We start from the raw sequence: 19,842 nt of genomic DNA, 5'->3' as shown, positions 1-19,842 counted from the left end.
CTGGGCGGCATGAGCAAATTCGATCCAGCCGAACTTGCCGAACAGCTGCGCGACCGCGTGCAGCTCGGCATGCCGAACACCATTGATCGCCTCGCGCGCCTCGTGCGCATCCCCTCGGTTTCGTGGGATGCGTTCGACCGCGAGCACGTGCAGGCGAGCGCCGAGCGCGTGCGCGAGCTCTTCGCGGGCACCGGCATGTTCGACGAGGTGGGCATCCACCAGTACGACATCGACGACGAGACGCCTGGACAGCCGGGCGTGATCGCGCGTCGCGAGGCGAGCGAGGGCTGGCCCACGGTGCTGCTCTATGCGCACCACGACGTGCAGCCCCCCGGTCGCGACAAGCTGTGGGACACCCCGGCGTACGAACCGACGCTCGTGGGGGAGCGGCTCTACGGTCGCGGGGCGAGCGACGACAAGGCGGGCGTGTTGCTGCACGTCGCCGCGCTCGAGACGCTGCACGACCTCTGGGAGGCCGCCGGCGAGCGTTTCCCGCTCGGCATCTCGGTATTTATCGAGGGTGAAGAAGAGAACGGTTCGGGCAGCTTCACGAAGTTTCTCGACGCCCACCGCGAGGCGCTCGGCGCCGACTACATCATCGTCGCTGACAGCGACAACGCGGCGATCGACGTGCCCGCCCTCACCGTGGCGCTGCGCGGTAACGTCACCTTCAACCTCACCGTGCGGACGCTCAGCCACGCCTCGCACTCGGGCATGTTCGGCGGCGCGGCACCGGATGCGATGCTCGCGGCCGTGCGCCTGCTCGACACACTCTGGAACGCCGACGGCTCGGTCGCGGTCGATGGCCTTGATAGCCACGACGCGGCTGTGCCCGATTTGCCGGCCTCGCAGCTCGTCGAGGAGGCTGGCGTGATCGGCGGCGAACTGCTCGGGAGCGGCCCCGTGCTCGCGCGCACCTGGTACCAGCCGTCGATCACGATCACCGGCATCGACGCCCCAGACGTCGCGAACGCCTCGAACACGCTGATTCCCGAGGTGCGCGTGCGCGTCTCGGCCCGAATTGCTCCGGGAACCGACGCCGAGGCGGCCGCCGAAGCGCTCCAGGCCCACTTGCGGGCCCACGCGCCGTTTGGCGCCGAGCTCGAGTTCGATTCGCTCAACACCGGTCGTCCGTTCCTCGTTGACATCGACGGAGACGGGGTCGAGCGGATGCGCGGGGCCATGGCCGAGTGCTGGGGCACCGAGGCGCAGCTGTCGGGCATCGGCGGTTCGATTCCGTTCATTGCCGACCTGGTCGACCGCTTTCCGGCGTCGCAGATTCTCGTGACGGGCGTCGAAGACCCGGCGACGCGCGCGCACTCGCCAAACGAGTCGCAGCACCTCGGCGTGCTCCACCGCGCGATCCTCACCGAGGCCTGGTTCCTTGCCGACCTCGCCGAGAATCCTCCGATTGGTGACGGATCGGCCGAGCGGGAATAGAATTTTTCGGAGCGACGTTCTGAACGTGAGAGCGCTGGCGCTGTGACGGCGCGGCGAGGGCAGGAGAAGACATGACACAGGTACTCGATGGCATCACCATCACCGAAAACACGCACGGCGTGACGCTGACGCAGGCCGCGGCCGACAAGGTGAAGTCGCTGCTCACGCAGGAGGGTCGCGATGACCTGCGCCTGCGCGTCGCGGTGCAGCCGGGCGGCTGTTCGGGCCTCATCTATCAGCTCTACTTTGACGAGCGCGAGATGGCGAACGACGCCTCGGTCGACTTCGACGGCGTCGAACTCATCGTCGATGAGATGAGCGCGCCCTACCTCGACGGCGCGTCGATCGACTTCGCCGACACGATCGAGAAGCAGGGGTTCTCGATCGACAACCCGAACGCGGGCGGCAGCTGTGCCTGCGGTGACTCGTTCCACTGAGTCTCCTGAGAACTGCATACGGCGGGTCCGCACCGATACCGGTGCGGACCCGCCGCTCGTTTCCCGGCAGACCCGTGTCTGGCCGCCCGCCCGTTGCGAAGGGTCTACACTGAGAGTTGTCTGTATGCATCTTCTCGAAAGGTCCAACGTGCGGAAGAACCACCGGAAAATCGCGGCATCACTGGCATTTGCTGCCCTCGCCTCGGTGACGCTGGCCGGATGTACTGCCCAGGAACTCAACGGCTATATGCCTGGCGAGCCGGGCACGAGCGACCTCGGCGACATGATCTCCACGTTCTGGGTGAACTCCTGGGTCGTGTTGCTCGCGTTGGGCATCTTCGTCTGGGGCCTCATCATCTGGGCGACTGTCGTCTACCGCCGTCGCAAGAACGAGACGGGCATGCCCCGCCAGATTCGCTACCACATGCCGATCGAAATGCTCTTTACGATCGTCCCGATCATCCTGGTGGCCGGCTTCTTCGCCTTCACCGCACGTGACCAGGCCATCGCCGAAGAGGTCTACACCGAGGGCGAAATGGACGTACACATTGAGGTGTACGGCAAGCAGTGGGCATGGGACTTCAACTACCTGCCTGTTGAGGGCTCGGAGTACGACGGCGACGTGTACTACCAAGGCGTCCAGGCCGAGGAGGTTCGCGATGAGAATGGCGACACGACCGGCGAGATCAACGAGGATGAGCTCCCCACGCTCTACCTGCCCGTTGGCGCGCAGGTGACGATTGACCTCAAGTCCCGCGACGTGGCGCACTCGTTCTGGGTGCCGGAGTTCCATTACAAGGAAGACACGATCCCGGGCAAGACCAACCACTTTTCGATGGTTGCCGAGCGCGAGGGTACCTACATCGGTAAGTGCGCCGAGCTGTGCGGTGAGTACCACTCGATGATGCTCTTCAAAGTCGAGGTTGTCTCACAGGCGGAGTACAACGAGTACATTCAGTCTCTGCGCGACGAGGGCAACACCGGCGCCGTCGGCGACGAGGCCAACCGCAATAACCAGAACCCTGGCACCAAGGTTCCGGTCATCGAGCACGACCAAGCTGAATAATTTCTAGGGCAGGGTGAAATGACTACTACGCAGAACAGACCCGCGGCCGCCCAGTCGCCGCGGGCCGCAGAGCCCGATCTGACCCCGAGCAAGGTGGGGAACAAGGGGAATGTCATCATCGACATTCTCACCACCACCGACCACAAGAAGATCGGGTACATGTACCTGGTCTCGTCCGTTGTGTGGTTCTGCATCGGTGGCGTGATGGCACTTCTCATCCGTGGGCAGCTGTTTGCCCCGGGCATGGAGATGATCGCCACGAAGGATCAGTACAACCAGCTGTTCACGATGCACGGCACGATCATGCTGCTGATGTTCGCAACCCCGCTGTTCTCGGGCTTTGCGAACGCGCTGCTCCCGCTACAGATCGGTACGGCCGATGTGGCGTTCCCGCGTCTCAACGCCTTCGCGTTCTGGCTGTACTCGTTCGGTGCGATTATCGCCGTGATGGGCTTCCTCACCCCGGGCGGTGCCGCCGCGTTCGGTTGGACGGCCTACACACCGCTCTCACTCACGACCTTCTCGCCGAGCGTCGGTGGCAGTCTCTGGCTTGCCGGCCTCGCGCTGACTGGCTACGGCACCATCTTCGGTGCGGTGAACTTCATCACGACGATTGTCACGATGCGTGCGCCGGGTATGACGATGTGGCGCATGCCGATCTTCACGTGGAACACCCTGATCACCTCGATCCTCGTGCTCTTCGCCTTCCCCGTGCTCACCGTCGCTTGGTTCGGTGTGCTGATGGACCGAGTATTTGGCACGCATATCTATGACGTCGATGCGGGAGGTGCGATCCTCTACCAGCATCTGTTCTGGTTCTTTGGCCACCCAGAGGTGTACGTCATCGCGCTGCCGTTCTTCGGCATCGTCTCGGAAATCTTCCCCGTGTTTAGCCGCAAGCCGATCTTCGGATACAAGACGCTTGTGCTTGCGACCATCTCGATCGCCGCGCTGTCGGCCTCGGTGTGGGCACACCACATGTACGTCACGGGCTCGGTGCTCCTACCGTTCTTCTCGCTGATGACCATGCTCATCGCGGTGCCGACCGGTGTGAAGATCTTCAACTGGCTCGGTACGATGTGGCGAGGTTCGATCACCTTCGAAACCCCGATGCTCTGGTCGCTCGGCTTCCTCGTCACGTTCCTCTTTGGCGGCCTCACCGGCGTGATCCTGGCGTCGCCCATGCTCGACTTCCACATCTCCGACACCTACTTTGTGGTCGCGCACTTCCACTACGTCATCTTCGGCACGGTCGTCTTCGCCATGTTTGCGGGCTTCTACTTCTGGTGGCCGAAGTGGACGGGCAAGATGCTCAATGAGGGTCTTGGCAAGGTGCATTTCTGGCTGCTGTTCATCGGCTTCCACCTCACGTTCCTCGTGCAGCACTGGCTCGGTGTCATCGGCATGCCCCGCCGCTACTACACGTACCAGGCAGAGGACAACTTCACGTGGGCCAACCAGGTCTCGACGATCGGCGCCATCGTGCTCGCGATCTCGATGATCCCGTTCTTCCTTAACGTGTACCTGACGCACCGCAATGGCAAGAAGGTCACGGTCAACGACCCATGGGGCTACGGTGGTTCGCTTGAGTGGGCGACCAGCTGCCCGCCGCCGCGTCACAACTTCACGGAGATCCCGCGCATCCGTTCGGAGCGTCCGGCGTTTGACCTCAACCACCCCGAGTACGCGGCGCCAGGCGCGCACCTGCCGTCCGACACCGTTGCGAGCGGAAAGGCGCACTAGTCCAAGATGAAAACCACACGCAATATCCTGTGGGGCCTGACTGCCTTCTACTTCGTCGTGTTCATCGGTTACACCGTGTGGACCGCGGTGATCGAGCAGGACGCCGAGTGGGTCGGTATCGTCGCGTTCGCGCTCATGGGTCTCTTCAGCGCGTTTATCGCGTGGTACCTGGGTCTCGAGAACAAGCCCTTCGCCCGTAACCTTCTGCCGGAGGACCGCGAAGAGGCCGAAATCAGCGAAGCCGACCCCGAACTGGGTGTGTTCGCGCCCCACTCGATTTGGCCAGTGATCCTCGCCGCGGCAATCGGGGCTGTGTTCGCGTCGATCTGCTTCGGCTGGTGGCCGGTATTCTGGTTCGCCCCCGTCGCGATTGTTGGTCTGCTCGGCTGGATGTTCGAGTTCTACCGCGGCAAGTACGCGCACTAGCGAGTTATTCAACGTGGCCCCGCAACTTCTAGTTGTGGGGCCACGTTTGTTTCAGCCGGATACTCGATAATCGGGTGATGGTCACCGCGAACGAGCTCGTCGAGCTGCGAATGATTGCCCAGGGCTTCGTCACGGCACCCTTCGAGACGCCGGCCGCCGCCGCGACCCACCTCTCGGCATCCCAGGGTCAGCACCTCGGCGGCGTCATTGCCTCCCTGGCGCTGCGCACGACGAGCGGGGCGCGCACCGATGTCGTCTCGGCCTTCGCTCGCGGCGAGATCGTGCGTGGATACCCGATGCGCGGAACGGTGTTTGCCGTTGCCGCGGACGACCTCGCGTGGCAGGTGGCGCTCACCGGACAGCGCCAACTCGCCTCCGCGAAGCGTCGGCGCATCGAGCACGGGCTCGACGAGCTGGTACCGCGGGCGGCCGAGATTGCACGGGCGACGATCGCGGCAGCGGACGAGGAGGCGATCAGTCGATCTGTGCTCGGCGAGGCCTGGGAGGCGGCCGGCATCCCGACCGATGCCGGCCGCCTCTATCACCTCGTCTTCACGCTGATGGCCCGGGGCGACGTCGCGTATGGGCCGCTGCAAGGCAGTGAGCACCTGCTCGTCGATGCGCACGAGTGGCTGCCCGCCGGCTCGACGCTCGGGGCGCGCTTCAACGGCGATGAGCGCGCCGCGCTCGAGCACTGGCTCCGCGCCTACCTGACCGGGCACGGCCCTGCCACGCTGCGGGACTTTGCGTGGTGGACGAAGCTGCCACTCGGGCGCATCCGGGCTGCCGCGGGGGAGGCGACCGCCGGGCTCGAAGCGTACGGCGAGCTCGAGGGCGAGACGCTCTGGGGTCGCGCGGGCCTGCGCGAGGAGCGCGAGCAGATCGGCGCCGAGGCCCTTGCTGTTGGCCGCCTACTGCCACCGTTCGACGAGTTAGTGCTCGGGTACCCCGACCGGCATTACATCGTGCCGGCGGAGCACCACGCGCGACTCGTGCCGGGCAACAACGGCGTGTTTCGACCGTCCGCGATCCGCCGCGGCGCAATTCTCGGCACCTGGAGCGCGAAGCCGCGCGCGGCCGGCCCGGAGTTCCTGCTGGAACCGTTCGCTGGGTCGGTGTCGAAGGCGGCGCAGGCCGAGTTTGTGCGCGCGTTCGCGAGCTATCCGCATCCAGAGAAGGATGCGGCGGGGGAGTAGCGCTCCGCCGCGCTAGTCGCCGTAGTGGTCGCGCACGATGTCGCCCGCAGCCACTGCGTCGCGGAAGCGGCGGATATTTCCGGGGTGAATCGCGACGAAGCTGAAGAGGATGCCGACGATGGCGGTCCACGCGAGGAGCGTCAGCACGTCGCCGGTCAGGGTCATGGGAATGAACCCGATGACGTATCCGCCGGCCATCGCGGCCGCGGCGTCGCCGGCCGACAGTCGGGTCACTCGGGCCTCGGTGAAGTCGTTCGTGCCGGGTACGAACGAGCGCATCACGACGTAGCCGAGCGCGTAGCCGATTGACACGAGCGCGCTGACAATGAGCCAGCTGCCAAAGAGCGCCGGAAAGCCACTCTCGGCGAGATTCTGCCGACCGGTCTCGGTGGCGTAACTAAAGAGGAAAAACGAAACACCCCAGGCGAGGAAGGTCGTGACTCCGATTGCAACCGCCGTCGGTCGCACCGGGCCGCGAATCGCCGAAGCAAACACGCGAACGTCGTCGTGCGCTGCGGCGCCCCCCGCCGGGGTGTTTCGCGGCATCGACTATTCGCCGAAGTTCGACTCGACGAGCGCGACGAGACCGTTCACAGCCGCCTCGGCCTCGGGGCCCTCGGCGACGAGCGAAAGCTCGGTGCCCTTGGTGGCGCCCATGGCCATGATGCCGAGCAGGCTCTTCGCGTCAACGCCGTTGACGGTGACCTTCGCATCGTGCTTCGAGGCCTCCTTGACGAATTCCGAGGCGGGGCGGGCGTGAAGGCCGGTTTCGTTGTTCAGGGTGACGCTGCGGCTGATCTGGTCAGACATGTTTACTCCTCGCGGTGATGCACTGGCGTGCGGCGGACGGCTTCTACCGTACTCAAACTTCGGTGTTGAACTTCTGGGACGCGGCCACGAAGCGGTCGAGCTGTTCGATGGCCTTACCGCTGTCGATCGCGGCGGCGGCGACCTCGATCTTCTCGACGAGGCGGTCACGAATCGGGCGTTCGATCGACTCGGGCGACTTCGCGAGGTCGAACGAGACGAGGCCGGCCGCCGAGTTGAGCAACACGATGTCGCGCACCGCGCCGCCGCGGTCGCCCCGCAGGGTCTCGCGGGCGATCTCGGCATTGAGTTCGGGCGTGCCGCCGAGCAGTTCCTCGAGGTCATAGGTGCCGAGGCCAACGTCGCGGGGGTGGAGGTCGTGCTCGGCGAGGTCGCCGCCCGACACCTCCCAGATGTGCGAGTAGCCGGTCACGGTGAGCTCGTCGAGGCCGTCGTCGCCCCGGAACACGAGCGCGGCTGCGCCGCGGGTGCGGAACACACCGACGATGACCGGGATCGACTCGCGGCGGGCAACACCGACGGCGGATGCTTCGGCGCGCGTCGGGTTTGAGAGCGGGCCGAGCGAATTGAACACGGTTGGCACGCCGAGTTCCTTGCGCACCTTGCCCGCGTAGCCGAAGCCAGGGTGGAACAGGGAAGCGTAGAGGAACGCCTGGCCGGTCTCCTCAAAGATCTGCTCGAGGGCCTCGGCGTCGGTGCTGTGCACCGCGCCGAGCGCCGTGAGCACGTCGGAGGCCCCCGACTTCGCTGAGGCAGCCCGGCCACCGTGCTTGAGCACGGGGGTGCCGGTGGCCGCGATCACGAACGACGACATCGTCGACACATTGACGGTGCCGATCATGTCGCCGCCGGTGCCAACGATGTCGACGCCCCAGGCTGGCAGTTTGGTCGGCACGGCCTTCGCGAGGATCGCATCCCGGAAGCCGATGACCTCTTCGACGGTCTCGCCCTTGGCACGCAGCGCGATGAGCCATGCGGCGAGTCGCGCGTCGGTCACGTTGCCAGCCATGACTTCCTCCATCGCCCAGGTGGCCTGGCGAACTGAGAGGTCCTCGCCGCGAAGCAGGGAATCAAGCATTTCGGGCCATGTTTGCAGCGATGTCATAACAAAAAGACTAGCGGTCGAAGAAATGTTGCCCCGCCTGTCAACTTTGCGAACCTGGGAAATCGGTCATAATGGTCATGTGACTTCTGCATCTCCCACTCCGACTGCACCGCGGGTCCATCGCCCCAATACTGTGGCGATTGGCACGATCGTCTGGCTTGGCTCTGAAGTAATGTTCTTCGCCGGCCTGTTCGCGATCTTCTTCACGCTTCAGGCTATGGCTCCGGCGCAGTTTGATGCCGGGCACGCCATGCTGAACATCCCCTTCGCCGTAGGCAACACCATCGTCCTCATCTCGAGCTCGTTCACCTGCCAGATCGGTGTTTCGCACGCCGAGGCGGGCCGTCGCAGCCGCAAGGACAACGGCGGTCGTTGGGCCACCATCGAGTGGTTCTACCTCAGCGCGATCCTCGGCTCGATCTTCATCGCGGGTCAGGTCTTCGAGTACGCCACGCTCGTCAGCGAGGGCTACGTGCTCAACCTGAACTCGTACACGAGCGCCTTCTTCATGGCGACGGGCTTCCACGGTCTGCACGTGACGGGCGGCATCTTCGCCTTCCTCATCGTGATCGTGCGCCTCTATGCCGTCCGCAAGATGGGCAAGCGCGAGATGCAGAGCGCCATGGCGATCTCCTACTACTGGCACTTCGTTGATGTCGTCTGGGTGGGTCTGTTCTTCGTCATCTACATCCTGCCGTTCATTCAGTAGCCGAGCCGAGGAGAAAGTTCGCTCATGTCTCTCACCACCACGAACCGCTCGGCTGCGAAGCGGAAGTCACGAGGGCGCGCACGTCGCAGCCCGCTCGCGACCGCGGCCCTGTTGGGAATCGGCCTGCTGCTGACGGGCGGCGCCTACGGTGCCATTGACACCGTCGTCGCCAACGCCGCTGAAGGCGGCAGCGAGGTCGACATGAACAGCGCGCAGACCATCGAGGCTGGCGAGACGCTGTTCAACTCGAACTGCGCCACCTGCCACGGTATGGATGCCGTCGGTACCACAGAGGGCCCGAGCCTCATCGGTGTCGGCGCCGCCTCAGTCGACTTCCAGGTCGGCACCGGTCGCATGCCGATGCAGAACAACGCGCCGCAGGCACCGGCCAAGCCCGTGCAGTTCACCGACGAAGAAACCGCGCAGCTCGCGGCCTACGTCGCGTCGCTCGCCCCCGGCCCCGCGATTCCCGACGAGCAGTACCTCCAGGGCGACGGTGACGCCGCCCACGGTGCCGAGCTCTTCCGGATCAACTGCGCCATGTGCCACAACGTCGCCGCTGGCGGCGGTGCGCTCACCGAGGGCAAGTTCGCGCCTGAGCTGCAGTCGGTTGCCCCCGAGCACATCTACGAGGCCATGGTTACCGGCCCGCAGAACATGCCGGTCTTCAGCGACACGAACCTCACCCCGCAGGACAAGGCCGACATCATCACGTCGATTCAATGGATGACGCAGAACACCTCGATGGTCGGCGGTTACAACCTCGGGTCGATCGGCCCCGTCGCGGAGGGTCTGTTCATCTGGATCTTCGGCCTCGGCGCTGCCACCGGCTTCGCCATCTGGATCACTTCGCGGCCTAACTAGTCGTTCGATTCGTCACGTTTTTACTCCTCCACACTCCAGAAAGGCATCACCATGGCTGAAGACGAACACGGCGGCGAGCTTCGCACCGCCAATTCGTCGGACCGTGAGGTCAGCTCTGGCACGCTCGTAGAGCCCGCCGAGCCGCTCGAGAATCCCGGTTTGCCGGCGCACCACCACAAGGTGACCGACACGGATTCCGCTAAGGAAAAGAACGCGGCGCGGGTCATCACGCTGCTGTTCTGGATCTCACTCGCGTTCACGATTTTTGCGGTGCTCGCCTACTTCATCTGGCCGATCGACCGTGAGGACATCACGAGCGTTCGCTGGAACAACATGTTCGTCGGCCTCGGCATTGCCTTCGGCATGCTCTCGATCGGCTTCGGCGCGGTCGCCTGGTCGAAGTACCTGATGAAGGACGAGGAGATGGCCGAGGCCCGTCACAAGACGGGGGGCTCGCCGGCGACCAACAAGCGCGTTGCCGAGATCTTCAAGCAGGCCGACGAGGAGTCGGGCTTCAGCCGTCGCAAGCTGCTGCGCAACTCACTCATTACCTCGGTTCTCGCACTGCCGCTGCCCGGCATCGTGATGCTGCGTGACTTCTACAACGCGAACAACCCGAAGCCCGTCGAGCTCATGCACGAGACGCTCTGGGACACGGGTGTGCGCCTCGTGCGCGACCCCACGGGCACGCCGATCAAGGCGTCCGAGGTCACCATCGGTTCGGCATTCCACGTCATCCCCGACGGCCTGCTCGAGGTCGAGCACGGCATGCTCAACGAGAAGGCGAAGGCGGTCGTGCTGCTCATGCGTTTGCCCGAGGAAAGCCTCAAGGAAGCCGAGGACCGCAAGGACTGGTCGTACCACGGCATCGTCGCGTACTCGAAGGTCTGCACCCACGTTGGTTGCCCGGTCGCGCTCTACGAGCAGCAGACCCACCACCTGCTGTGCCCCTGCCACCAGTCGCAGTTCGATGTGACTGACCACTGCCGCGTCATCTTCGGCCCGGCGGGCCGCCCGCTGCCGCAGCTGCCCATCACCGTTGACAGCGAGGGTTACCTGGTCGCCCAGAGTGACTTCCACGAGCCTGTCGGACCGACCTTCTGGGAGCGTCGCCATGACTACAACGTTTAAGGCACCTGCCGCCGAGACCGGCGCGGTCGCGAAGGCCGCCGTCTGGTTCGACGAGCGCACGAGCGTCTCGGGCGCCGTGAAGGAGCTCGGCCGCAAGATCTTCCCCGACCACTGGTCGTTCATGCTCGGTGAGGTCGCGCTCTACAGCTTTATCGCGATCCTCCTCTCGGGCACGTTCCTCACCTTCTTCTTCGACCCGTCGATGGCGCACGTCGAGTACGAAGGCTCGTACGTGCCACTGCAGGGCATGGGCATGTCGGCCGCCATGGCGTCGACGCTCGACATCTCCTTTGATGTCCGCGGTGGTCTGCTCATGCGCCAGGTGCACCACTGGGCGGCGCTGCTGTTCGTGGCGTCGATCATGCTGCACATGGCCCGCATCTACTTCACCGGTGCGTTCCGCAAGCCGCGTGAACTTAATTGGGTCATCGGCCTCGTGCTCTGGGTCATCGCAATGCTCGAGGGCTTCTCGGGCTACTCGCTGCCTGACGACCTGCTCTCGGGTAACGGTCTTCGCATCGTCGACGGCATGATTAAGGGCGTTCCAGTGCTCGGCACCTGGATCTCCTTCTGGCTGTTCGGCGGCGAGTTCCCTGGCGACGCGATCGTCGGCCGCCTCTACTCACTGCACATCATGCTGCTTCCCGCGGTGCTCATCGTGTTCCTCGTGCTGCACCTGCTGCTCATGGTCGTGAACAAGCACACGCAGTGGCCTGGCCCCGGTAAGACCGAGGGCAACGTCGTCGGCAATCCCGTGCTCCCGGTGTTCGCGGGCAAGGCCGTTGGCTTCATGTTCCTCGTGCTCGGCCTCATCTTCTTCATCGCGTCGACGTTCCAGATCAACCCGATTTGGAACTATGGCCCGTACGACCCGTCGCCGGTTTCGGCAGGTACGCAGCCTGACTGGTACATCGGCTTCGGTGACGGCATGCTGCGACTGATCCCGCCGGGCCTCGAGGTTCCGATCGGCACGAGCTACACGATCACGTTCGCGATCCTCATCCCGTTCGCGTTCATGGGTCTGTTCGTCATCGGCTTGTTCGTGTACCCGTTCATCGAGTCGTGGATCACGGGTGACAAGCGCGAGCACCACCTGCTCGACCGACCGCGCAACGTGCCTTTCCGCACGGCGCTCGGTGCCGCGTGGATCAGCTTCTACGCTACGATGTGGGCCGCGGCTTCGTCTGACCTCATCGCCACGCACTTCCACATGGCGATGGAACACGTCATCCACTTCCTGCAGTTCTGGTTGATCATCGGTACCTTCATCGTCTACTTCGTGGTGCATCGCGCGTGCATCGCGCTGCAGAAGGGCGACCGCAACCTCGCGCTGCACGGCCACGAGTCGGGCCGCGTCGTGCGCCTGCCGCACGGTGAATTCCAGGAAATCCACGTGCCGCTCACCGACGACGAGCAGTTCGAGATGCAGTACGACAACTTCGTGCCGGTGCAGCCCTACACGGATGCGAACGGCAAGAAGCAGGGCAAGCTGCGTGCGCGCCTGTCGCGCTGGTTCTTCGCCGACCGCATTGAGCCGGTCACGAAGGCCGAGATCGAGGCGAGCAAGCACCACCACGGCGAGCTGCACTAGCGCCGTTGAACGAGGGCGGGCCCGAAGCAATTGCTTCGGGCCCGCCCTCGTTTCCCAGGAGTTTCGACGCTCTCGAAATACTGCAGGGCATATACAGTAAAGTGAGTCGCAGAGTCCGCACGTGTGTGAACAAAGGAGTTGGCCAAGTGGCTGAGGCATACATCATTGATGGCGTCCGCACCCCGGTGGGGCGCTATGGCGGGGCGCTTGCCTCCGTGCGTCCCGACGACCTGGCGGCGCTGGTGATCGGCGAGGTCGTTCGCCGCAGCGGTATCGACGCCGGCTCAGTCGACGAGGTCGTGTTCGGCAACGCGAACGGCGCCGGCGAAGAGAACCGCAACGTCGCACGCATGGCTTGGTTGCTCGCCGGGTTGCCGCAGGAGGTGCCGGGGTTCACGATCAACCGGCTCTGCGCATCCGGCATGACCTCGATCGTCACCGCGTCGCAGATGGTGCGCTCGGGCGACGCCGACCTCGTCGTCGTGGGCGGCGTCGAGTCGATGACGCGTGCGCCCTGGGTTGTTGAGAAGCCGGGCAGCGCCTGGGCCAAGCCCGGGCAGAACTACGACACGTCGATCGGCTGGCGCTTCCCGAACCCCCGCTTCGTCGACGGCGAGCTCGCCCGCGACGGCAAGATGACCTTCTCCATGCCCGAGACCGGCGAAGAGGTCGCCGAGGTCTTCGGCATCAGCCGCGAGGATGCCGACGCCTTCGCCGTCCGCTCGCACGAGAACGCCTTCGCCGCGATCGAGGCCGGTCGCTTCGCCAACGAGATCGTGCCCGTCGAGGTGCGCGACCGCAAGGGCAACGTCACCGTCGTCGACACCGACGAGGGCCCCCGCGCCGGCACCACCATGGAGGTGCTCTCGCGCCTGCGCCCGGTTGTGAAGCCGGGCGGAGTGGTCACCGCCGGCAACTCCTCCTCGCTCAACGACGGCGCCTCGGCGCTGGTGATTGCCTCAGACCGCGCCATCGAGCGCTTCTGCCTGACGCCGCGGGCCCGCATCGCGGGTTCGGGCTCGGCGGGCGTGGCCCCCGAGATCATGGGCGTCGGCCCAGTGCCCGCGTCGCGCAAGGCGCTCGACCGCGCCGGCTGGGCCCTCGACTCGGTTGGTGCGATTGAGCTCAACGAGGCATTCGCGACGCAGTCGCTCGCGACCCTGCGCGAACTCGGCGCCGACCAGAACCTGGTGAACCGCAACGGCGGTGCGATCGCCCTCGGTCACCCGCTCGGGTCTTCCGGCGCCCGCATCACCGTGACCCTCATGAACCGCATGGAGCAGGAGGGGGTCGACCGGGGCCTCGCCACGATGTGCATTGGCGTTGGCCAGGGCACCGCCGTGCTGCTCGAGCGTCCGTAGCCGCCCGCCCCTCGCAGAACTGGAGCACCTCCATGACGACTCCCGACCTCGTCGCGCGCGCGGCAGGCTTCGAGCGCATCGGCGTCGCTGTCGCCGACGACCGCGTCACCGTCAGGCTTGACCACGCGTCGACCCGCAACGCAATCGACCAGCAGATGGTCGACGAACTTCACGTCGTGTGCGGCGAGCTTGAACGCGAGCCACGCATCCTCATCATCACCGGCGCGAACGGCATCTTCGCCTCGGGGGCCGACATCGCCCAGCTGCGCGAGCGCCGCCGCGACGACGCGCTCGCCGGCATTAACTCGACGATCTTCGACCGCATCGCCAGGCTGCCGATGCCGGTGATCGCCGCGATCGAGGGCTACGCGCTCGGTGGCGGGGCGGAGCTCGCCTACGCCGCCGACTTCCGCATCGCGACCCCGAACGTCAAGCTCGGCAACCCCGAGACGGCGCTCGGCATCATGGCCGCGGCCGGTGCCACCTGGCGGCTCAAGGAGCTGGTGGGGGAGCCGCTCGCCAAGGAGATCCTGCTCGCGGGTCGGCAACTCGGCGCGGACGAGGCGCTCGCGTGCCACCTCATCACCGAGGTGCACGAGGCCGAGGCCCTGCTCGACGGCGCGAACGCGCTGGCCGATCGCATCGCGAAGCAAGACCCGCTCGCGGTGCGCATCTCGAAGTCGGTCTTCCACCTGCCGCGCGAGGCGCACCCGGTCGTCGACACGCTCGCCCAGGGCATGCTGTTCGAGTCGCAGCAGAAGTTCGACCGCATGCAGGCCTTCCTTGACCGCCGCGAGGCGAAGCGCGCAGCCCGAGCCGCCGAGAACGAACGCCAGGAGAACAACTCATGACCACATCCGAACTTCCCGCCCGCGTCGGCGTGATCGGCGGGGGGCGCATGGGCGCCGGCATCGCCCACGCCTTCCTCATCAACGGCGCCGACGTCGTCGTGATCGAACGCGACGAGGCGGCCGCCGAAGCGGCGCACGGTCGCGTGACCGAGAGCGTCGCGAAGTCGATCCAGCGGGGCCTCGAGCTCGACGCCGACGCCGCGGCCGCCCGGCTGCGCACGACGGTCGACCACTCGGCCCTCGCTGACCGCGACCTCGTGGTCGAGGCGGTGTTTGAGGACTTCGCGGTGAAACGGGATGCGCTGCGCGCGGCCGAAGCGCAGCTGCGCCCCGACGCGACGCTCGCGTCGAACACCTCGTCGATCTCGCTCGACAGCCTCGCTGCCGAGCTCGAGCGCCCCGAGCAGTTCCTCGGCCTGCATTTCTTCAACCCGGTGCCCGCATCGACCCTGATCGAGGTCGTCATCGCGTCGGCCACGTCGGCGGCGCTGCGCGAGGCGGCGCCCGAGTGGGTGCGCGCGCTCGGCAAGGCGCCGGTGGTCGTGCAGGACTCGCCCGGTTTCGCCTCGTCGCGGCTCGGCGTCGCGATCGCGCTCGAGGCCATTCGCATGGTCGAGGAGGGCGTCGCGAGCGCCGAGGACATCGACGCCGCGATGGAGCTCGGGTACAAGCATCCGCAGGGGCCGCTCAAGACCACCGACATCGTCGGTCTCGACGTGCGCCTCGGCATCGCCGAGTACCTCGCCGAGCACCTCGGCGAGCGCTTCGAGCCGCCACAGTTGCTGCGCGACAAGGTCGCTCGCGGCGAACTTGGCCGCAAGAGCGGCCGCGGCTTTTACGACTGGAATTAGGCGCGCTGGCACCGTCGCCGACGCGGAGAGGACACTGCAACAATGACCCAGGTCAGCAATACGATCGACTTCGTGCCGAGTTTCGTGCGCGGCGAGTGGTGGACGCCGGCCGGCGACGCCGCCGGGCAGCTTGTGCGCGACGCGGCGACCGGCGACGTAATCGCCCAGGTGTCGACCGACGGCCTCGACCTCGCCGAGGTGGTGGACTACGCGCGCACGGTTGGGCGGGCCGAACTCGGCGCGCTCACGATCCACAAGCGCGCGATGATCCTCAAGCAGCTCGCGCTGTTGCTCACCGAGCGCAAGCCCGAGCTCTACGAGCTCTCGATGCGCAGCGGCTCGACCAAGGTCGACAACTTCATCGACATCGACGGCGGCATCGGCGTGCTCTTCACCATGAGCTCGAAGGCGCGCCGCGAGCTGCCGAACTCGAACGTCGTCATCGACGGGCAGCTCGAGCCGCTCTCGAAGGACGGCTCCTTCATCGGCGAGCACATCTACGCCCGCATGCCCGGCATCACCGCCGAGATCAACGCCTTCAACTTCCCCGTCTGGGGCATGCTCGAGAAGTTCGCCCCGGCGTTCATCGCGGGGGTGCCCTCGATCGTGAAGCCCGCAACGCCAACGGGGTACATCACTGAGGCGTGCGTGCGCATCATGGTCGAGTCGGGGCTGCTGCCCGATGGTGCGCTCCAGCTCGTGTCGGGCTCGGCCCGCGAGCTGCTTGACCACCTCGACTTCCGCGACTCGGTGGCGTTCACCGGCTCGAAGTCGACGGCCGACAAGCTGCGGCAGCACCCGAACGTCGCCGAGGGCGGCCTGCGCTTCAACGCCGAGGCCGACTCGCTCAACGCAGCGATCCTCGGCGACGATGCCACCGCCGACTCGCCCGAATTCGCGGCGTTTGTGCGGAGCGTCGTGACCGAGGTGCAGGCGAAGGCGGGGCAGAAGTGCACCGCGATCCGCCGCGTGATCGTGCCGAACGCGCTCGTCGAGCCGGTTATTGAGGCGATCGCGCAGCGCCTCGACGAGAAGGTGCGTGTGGGTGACCCGCGCGCCGAGGGCACGACGATGGGCGCGCTCGCATCGCTCGAGCAACTGCACGATGTGCGAGATGCCGTCGACCGGCTGATCACGGGCGGCGGCGAGGTGGTCTACGGCTCGAACGAGCGTGACGACGAGGCCACGACGGCCTTCATGTCTCCGGTCGTGCTGAAGTGGGACGACAACCGTGCGGAGGCGCTCCACGCCACCGAGGCCTTCGGGCCGGTGACCTCGGTCATGGGCTACGGCACGCTCGACGAGGCCGTCGAGCTCGCAGCGCTCGGCGCGGGCTCGCTCGTCGCGACGATCGCGACGAACGACCCCGATGTGGCGCGCACGCTCACGACCGGCATCGCCGGCTATCACGGTCGCGTGCACCTGCTCAACCGCACGACGGCGAAGACCTCGACCGGGCACGGCTCGCCGATGCCGCACCTCGTGCACGGTGGCCCCGGCCGCGCGGGCGGCGGCGAGGAGCTCGGCGGTGTGCGCTCGATCTTCCACTACATGCAGCGCAGCGCGATCCAGGGTTCCCCCGACCTGCTCACGGCGGTGACGGGCCAGTGGCACACCGGCGCGGCCCAGCAGCGCGTTGGCGCGGCGCGCTACGGTGGCACTCCCGAAGGCGAGAACGGCGCGGTGCACCCGTTCCGCAAGTCGGTCGAGACCCTCCGGCTCGGCGACGCGTTCGTGTCGGAGCTGCGTCAGGCCACGCTGCAGGAGATCACCGACTTCGCGAACACGACCGGCGACATCTTCTACGCGCACACGAACCCCGAGGCCGCCGAGGCGAATCCGTTCTTCCCCGGCATCGTCGCCCACGGCTACCTGCTCATCAGCTGGGCCGCCGGCCTCTTCGTCACGCCGGGCCGCAGCGCCGTCTACGCGAACTACGGCATGGAGCGCCTGCGCTTCATCACCCCGGTCGGCGTCGACGACTCGGTGCGCGTCGAGCTCACCGCGAAGCGCATCACCCCGCGCGAGACCGAGGATTACGCCGAAGTGGTGTGGGACGCGGTGCTGCGCAACCAAGACGACGAGCTCGTCGCGACCTACGACGTGCTCACGCTCGTCGCGAAGCGCGAGGAGCAGTCGCTCGGTTAGGCGGTCTTCACGAGGCCGTTAGCTTCGCGCGCGTAGGCCCTGGAAGACCAGTCGCACGACGAGGTCGCCCAGGGCCTGCCCGTCCAGGGGGCCGTCGGGGCGATACCACTCGGTGATCGAGTTGATCATGCCGAAGACGAGTCGCGTCGCCGCGCGCGGGTCGATGTCGGCGCGAATGTTTTCTTCGTCGGCGACGTCCTGCACGAGCTGGGCGACCGCGCGGTCGAAGTGGCGCCGGCGTTCGAGCACCCGCCGTTCGAGCTCGGTGTTGCCGCGCAGTCGCAGCAGCAGCGTCACCTCGGCAAGTTCGCCAGTCAGCACCGTGACGGTGCCGCGCATCACGTATTCGAGGCGGTCGACGACATCGCCGGTCGCGGCCTGCGGGTCATCGAGCACCGCCTCGAGCGCACCCATGGCGTGGTCGAGTGCGGCCGCGAGCAGCTCTTCTTTACTGCGTACGTGATGGTAGATCGCCGACTTCGAGACGCCGAGCTGGTCGGCGATCATGCCGATCGTGGTGGCCTCGTAGCCGTGCTCGTTGAACAGACGCACGGCCGCAGAGATGACGTCGTCGCGGTCGTTGCCGGGGCGGCCGCGGCGGGGCGCGTCGGGCTTGGTGCTGGGGATACTCATGTCTGGGGCAATCCTAGGCGGGGAACGAGGGCGGCGGGCAGATACGCAAACGGGACCCGCTGGTGTGGCGGGTCCCGGATGCGTCGGTCGCGCTAGCGCGTGAGCGGGCGGTAGTGGTCGGGCAGCTCCGACTGCGGTCGGTCGCGGTAATCGAAGATCCGCTTCGCCTTGCCCTCGGAACGGGCGACCGTGTTCGGGTCGACGACGTGGATGCGCACCGACGAGCCGATGCGGATCTTGATGTCGTGGCGCAGGTGCTCGCCGCAGGCCTGGGCCTCGGCCATCGTGTACTCGGGGCGGCGCTCGATCACGACCGTGAGCTCGTCCATCCGCTTCGGGCGCGTGAGCTCGAGGTGGTAGTAGGGGCTGAGCGCCTGCTGGCCGAGCGCGAGCTCCTCAATCTGCGACGGGAACATGTTCACGCCGCGCAGGATGATCATGTCGTCGGTGCGGGTCGCGACCTTCTTCATGCGGCGCATGTTCGGTCGGGCGTCGCCGGGCAGGAGCGTGGAGAGGTCCTTGGTGCGGTAGCGGATGATCGGCATGGCCTCCTTGGTGAGCGAGGTGAACACGAGCTCGCCGATCTCGCCGTCGGGCAGCACCTTCGTGAGGTCGTCCTTGTCGACGATCTCGGGGCGGAAGAGGTCCTCCCAGATCGTCGAGCCATCCTGGTGCTCGACCCACTCGCCCGCCATGCCGGGGCCCATGAGCTCAGACAGACCGTAGATGTCGATGGCCTTGAGGTCGAAGCCGCGCTCGATCTCGGCGCGCATCTGCTCGCTCCACGGCTCGGCGCCGAGGATCGCGATCTCGAGCGAGGTGTCGCGGGCGTCGAGGCCCTCCCTGTGCATCGCGTCGAGGATGGTGAGCAGGTACGAGGGCGTGCACATGATGATGCGCGGCTTGAAGTCCTGAATCATCTGGATCTGCCGGGAGGTCTGGCCGCCCGACATCGGCACGACCGTGAGGCCCGCCGCTTCGATGCCGGCGTGAGCCCCGAGGCCGCCGGTGAACAGGCCGTAGCCATAGGCGTTGTGGACGATGTCACCCTTGCGGGCACCGGCGAGCCGCATGACGCGGGCGACGGCGCGAGCCCAGCGGTCGAGGTCGCCCTCGGTGTAGCCGACCACGGTCGGGCGCCCGGTCGTGCCCGACGATGCGTGCACGCGGCGCACCTGCTCCATCGGCACGGCGAACGTGCCGAACGGGTAGTTCTCGCGGAGGTCTTCCTTCGTCGTGAAGGGGAACTTCGCGAGGTCGGCGAGCTCCTGCAGGTCGTCGGGCGTGACGCCAGCCTCGTCGAACTTCTTGCGGTACATCGGGACGTTCTCGTATGCGTGACGCACGGTCCACTTGAGGCGCTCAAGTTGCAGTGCTTCGAGCTCCTCACGGCTCAGCTGCTCTTCGGGGTCGAGCGTGTCGAGGTCAAATTTCTGGTCCACGGGAAATCGTTGCCTTCTCA

19 protein-coding genes are annotated in these 19,842 nt (G+C 66.3%); 14 read left to right on the top strand and 5 right to left on the bottom strand.

Features of this window, described 5'->3' with window-relative positions:
* Window positions 1-9 precede the first annotated feature (9 nt).
* The 6 genes from M3M28_RS07255 to M3M28_RS07230 all read left to right on the top strand — a co-directional run bounded on the left by M3M28_RS07255 (window position 10) and on the right by M3M28_RS07230 (window position 6,308).
* Complete coding sequence (locus M3M28_RS07255; RefSeq protein ID WP_249385837.1) at window positions 10-1,440, top strand: dipeptidase; 1,431 nt, start codon at window positions 10-12, stop codon at window positions 1,438-1,440.
* A gap of 71 nt (window positions 1,441-1,511) precedes the next feature.
* On the top strand, window positions 1,512-1,877 hold the full coding sequence (locus M3M28_RS07250) for a HesB/IscA family protein (RefSeq protein ID WP_249385836.1): 366 nt from the start codon (window positions 1,512-1,514) through the stop codon (window positions 1,875-1,877).
* A 148-nt stretch (window positions 1,878-2,025) separates the two neighbouring features.
* Window positions 2,026-2,943, top strand: a complete 918-nt coding sequence (gene ctaC, locus M3M28_RS07245) for an aa3-type cytochrome oxidase subunit II (RefSeq protein ID WP_249385835.1) — start codon at window positions 2,026-2,028, stop codon at window positions 2,941-2,943.
* Window positions 2,944-2,961: 18 nt separating this feature from the next.
* Window positions 2,962-4,686, top strand: a complete 1,725-nt coding sequence (ctaD, locus tag M3M28_RS07240) for an aa3-type cytochrome oxidase subunit I (RefSeq protein WP_249385834.1) — start codon at window positions 2,962-2,964, stop codon at window positions 4,684-4,686.
* Between the two features lie 6 nt (window positions 4,687-4,692).
* Complete coding sequence (ctaF, locus tag M3M28_RS07235; RefSeq protein ID WP_249385833.1) at window positions 4,693-5,112, top strand: aa3-type cytochrome oxidase subunit IV; 420 nt, start codon at window positions 4,693-4,695, stop codon at window positions 5,110-5,112.
* Window positions 5,113-5,189: 77 nt separating this feature from the next.
* A complete protein-coding gene (locus M3M28_RS07230) occupies window positions 5,190-6,308 on the top strand; it encodes a winged helix DNA-binding domain-containing protein (RefSeq protein ID WP_249385832.1) in 1,119 nt (372 codons plus the stop codon).
* Between the two features lie 12 nt (window positions 6,309-6,320).
* On the opposite strand, the gene M3M28_RS07225 is transcribed toward M3M28_RS07230, so the two are convergent.
* The 3 genes from M3M28_RS07225 to trpD are packed head-to-tail and all read right to left on the bottom strand — an operon-like array spanning window position 6,321 to window position 8,241.
* Window positions 6,321-6,854, bottom strand: a complete 534-nt coding sequence (locus M3M28_RS07225; protein ID WP_249385831.1) for a hypothetical protein — start codon at window positions 6,852-6,854, stop codon at window positions 6,321-6,323.
* A 3-nt stretch (window positions 6,855-6,857) separates the two neighbouring features.
* Window positions 6,858-7,118: an HPr family phosphocarrier protein gene (locus M3M28_RS07220; protein WP_249385830.1), complete on the bottom strand. Its 261-nt coding sequence runs from the start codon at window positions 7,116-7,118 to the stop codon at window positions 6,858-6,860.
* 52 nt (window positions 7,119-7,170) lie between these two features.
* Window positions 7,171-8,241, bottom strand: a complete 1,071-nt coding sequence (gene trpD / locus M3M28_RS07215) for an anthranilate phosphoribosyltransferase (protein ID WP_249385829.1) — start codon at window positions 8,239-8,241, stop codon at window positions 7,171-7,173.
* A gap of 25 nt (window positions 8,242-8,266) precedes the next feature.
* On the opposite strand from trpD, the gene ctaE reads away from it, so the two are divergent.
* The 8 genes from ctaE (at window position 8,267) to paaZ (ending at window position 17,747) form a co-directional block, all read left to right on the top strand.
* Window positions 8,267-8,950, top strand: a complete 684-nt coding sequence (ctaE, locus tag M3M28_RS07210; protein ID WP_431193832.1) for an aa3-type cytochrome oxidase subunit III — start codon at window positions 8,267-8,269, stop codon at window positions 8,948-8,950.
* 24 nt (window positions 8,951-8,974) lie between these two features.
* Complete coding sequence (qcrC, locus tag M3M28_RS07205) at window positions 8,975-9,814, top strand: cytochrome bc1 complex diheme cytochrome c subunit (protein WP_249385827.1); 840 nt, start codon at window positions 8,975-8,977, stop codon at window positions 9,812-9,814.
* Between the two features lie 51 nt (window positions 9,815-9,865).
* Window positions 9,866-10,945, top strand: a complete 1,080-nt coding sequence (qcrA, locus tag M3M28_RS07200; RefSeq protein WP_249385826.1) for a cytochrome bc1 complex Rieske iron-sulfur subunit — start codon at window positions 9,866-9,868, stop codon at window positions 10,943-10,945.
* Window positions 10,929-12,536 (top strand): cytochrome bc1 complex cytochrome b subunit, encoded by a 1,608-nt coding sequence (qcrB, locus tag M3M28_RS07195; RefSeq protein ID WP_249385825.1) that lies wholly within the window; start codon window positions 10,929-10,931, stop codon window positions 12,534-12,536. The genes qcrA and qcrB overlap by 17 nt, the downstream gene beginning before the upstream one ends.
* A 146-nt stretch (window positions 12,537-12,682) precedes the next feature.
* The gene (locus tag M3M28_RS07190) at window positions 12,683-13,897 is read left to right on the top strand and encodes a thiolase family protein (RefSeq protein ID WP_249385824.1); all 1,215 of its coding nucleotides are present in this window, start codon (window positions 12,683-12,685) and stop codon (window positions 13,895-13,897) included.
* Window positions 13,898-13,929: 32 nt separating this feature from the next.
* Entirely contained in the window at window positions 13,930-14,748 is an 819-nt protein-coding gene (locus M3M28_RS07185) for an enoyl-CoA hydratase/isomerase family protein (RefSeq protein WP_249385823.1), read from the top strand.
* Entirely contained in the window at window positions 14,745-15,599 is an 855-nt protein-coding gene (locus M3M28_RS07180) for a 3-hydroxyacyl-CoA dehydrogenase family protein (RefSeq protein WP_249385822.1), read from the top strand. Before M3M28_RS07185 ends, M3M28_RS07180 begins: the two co-directional genes overlap by 4 nt.
* Window positions 15,600-15,641: 42 nt before the next feature.
* Window positions 15,642-17,747 (top strand): phenylacetic acid degradation bifunctional protein PaaZ, encoded by a 2,106-nt coding sequence (gene paaZ / locus M3M28_RS07175; RefSeq protein WP_249385821.1) that lies wholly within the window; start codon window positions 15,642-15,644, stop codon window positions 17,745-17,747.
* An 18-nt stretch (window positions 17,748-17,765) separates the two neighbouring features.
* Here paaZ and M3M28_RS07170 read toward each other — a convergent pair whose 3' ends face one another.
* On the bottom strand, window positions 17,766-18,380 hold the full coding sequence (locus M3M28_RS07170; RefSeq protein ID WP_249385820.1) for a TetR/AcrR family transcriptional regulator: 615 nt from the start codon (window positions 18,378-18,380) through the stop codon (window positions 17,766-17,768).
* 92 nt (window positions 18,381-18,472) lie between these two features.
* Window positions 18,473-19,822 (bottom strand): phenylacetate--CoA ligase PaaK, encoded by a 1,350-nt coding sequence (gene paaK, locus M3M28_RS07165; RefSeq protein WP_249385819.1) that lies wholly within the window; start codon window positions 19,820-19,822, stop codon window positions 18,473-18,475.
* Window positions 19,823-19,842: the final 20 nt, after the last annotated feature.

The organism is Gulosibacter sediminis (assembly GCF_023370115.1).
In the GTDB taxonomy this organism is placed as follows: Bacteria; Actinomycetota; Actinomycetes; order Actinomycetales; family Microbacteriaceae; genus Gulosibacter; species Gulosibacter sediminis_A.
This window is presented reverse-complemented; position numbering and strand designations above follow the sequence as displayed.

Excerpts from the sequence above, each read along its gene's own strand:
- M3M28_RS07220 (WP_249385830.1), bottom strand. The coding sequence starts at position 7,118 with ATGTCTGACCAGATCAGCCGCAGCGTCACCCTGAACAACGAAACCGGC.
- ctaE (WP_431193832.1), top strand. The coding sequence starts at position 8,267 with ATGTTGCCCCGCCTGTCAACTTTGCGAACCTGGGAAATCGGTCATAAT.
- M3M28_RS07170 (WP_249385820.1), bottom strand. The coding sequence starts at position 18,380 with ATGAGTATCCCCAGCACCAAGCCCGACGCGCCCCGCCGCGGCCGCCCC.
- ctaF (WP_249385833.1), top strand. The coding sequence starts at position 4,693 with ATGAAAACCACACGCAATATCCTGTGGGGCCTGACTGCCTTCTACTTC.
- qcrA (WP_249385826.1), top strand. The coding sequence starts at position 9,866 with ATGGCTGAAGACGAACACGGCGGCGAGCTTCGCACCGCCAATTCGTCG.
- qcrC (WP_249385827.1), top strand. The coding sequence starts at position 8,975 with ATGTCTCTCACCACCACGAACCGCTCGGCTGCGAAGCGGAAGTCACGA.
- trpD (WP_249385829.1), bottom strand. The coding sequence starts at position 8,241 with ATGACATCGCTGCAAACATGGCCCGAAATGCTTGATTCCCTGCTTCGC.
- M3M28_RS07185 (WP_249385823.1), top strand. The coding sequence starts at position 13,930 with ATGACGACTCCCGACCTCGTCGCGCGCGCGGCAGGCTTCGAGCGCATC.
- paaZ (WP_249385821.1), top strand. The coding sequence starts at position 15,642 with ATGACCCAGGTCAGCAATACGATCGACTTCGTGCCGAGTTTCGTGCGC.
- M3M28_RS07230 (WP_249385832.1), top strand. The coding sequence starts at position 5,190 with ATGGTCACCGCGAACGAGCTCGTCGAGCTGCGAATGATTGCCCAGGGC.
- M3M28_RS07255 (WP_249385837.1), top strand. The coding sequence starts at position 10 with ATGAGCAAATTCGATCCAGCCGAACTTGCCGAACAGCTGCGCGACCGC.
- M3M28_RS07250 (WP_249385836.1), top strand. The coding sequence starts at position 1,512 with ATGACACAGGTACTCGATGGCATCACCATCACCGAAAACACGCACGGC.
- qcrB (WP_249385825.1), top strand. The coding sequence starts at position 10,929 with ATGACTACAACGTTTAAGGCACCTGCCGCCGAGACCGGCGCGGTCGCG.
- M3M28_RS07180 (WP_249385822.1), top strand. The coding sequence starts at position 14,745 with ATGACCACATCCGAACTTCCCGCCCGCGTCGGCGTGATCGGCGGGGGG.
- M3M28_RS07225 (WP_249385831.1), bottom strand. The coding sequence starts at position 6,854 with ATGCCGCGAAACACCCCGGCGGGGGGCGCCGCAGCGCACGACGACGTT.
- ctaD (WP_249385834.1), top strand. The coding sequence starts at position 2,962 with ATGACTACTACGCAGAACAGACCCGCGGCCGCCCAGTCGCCGCGGGCC.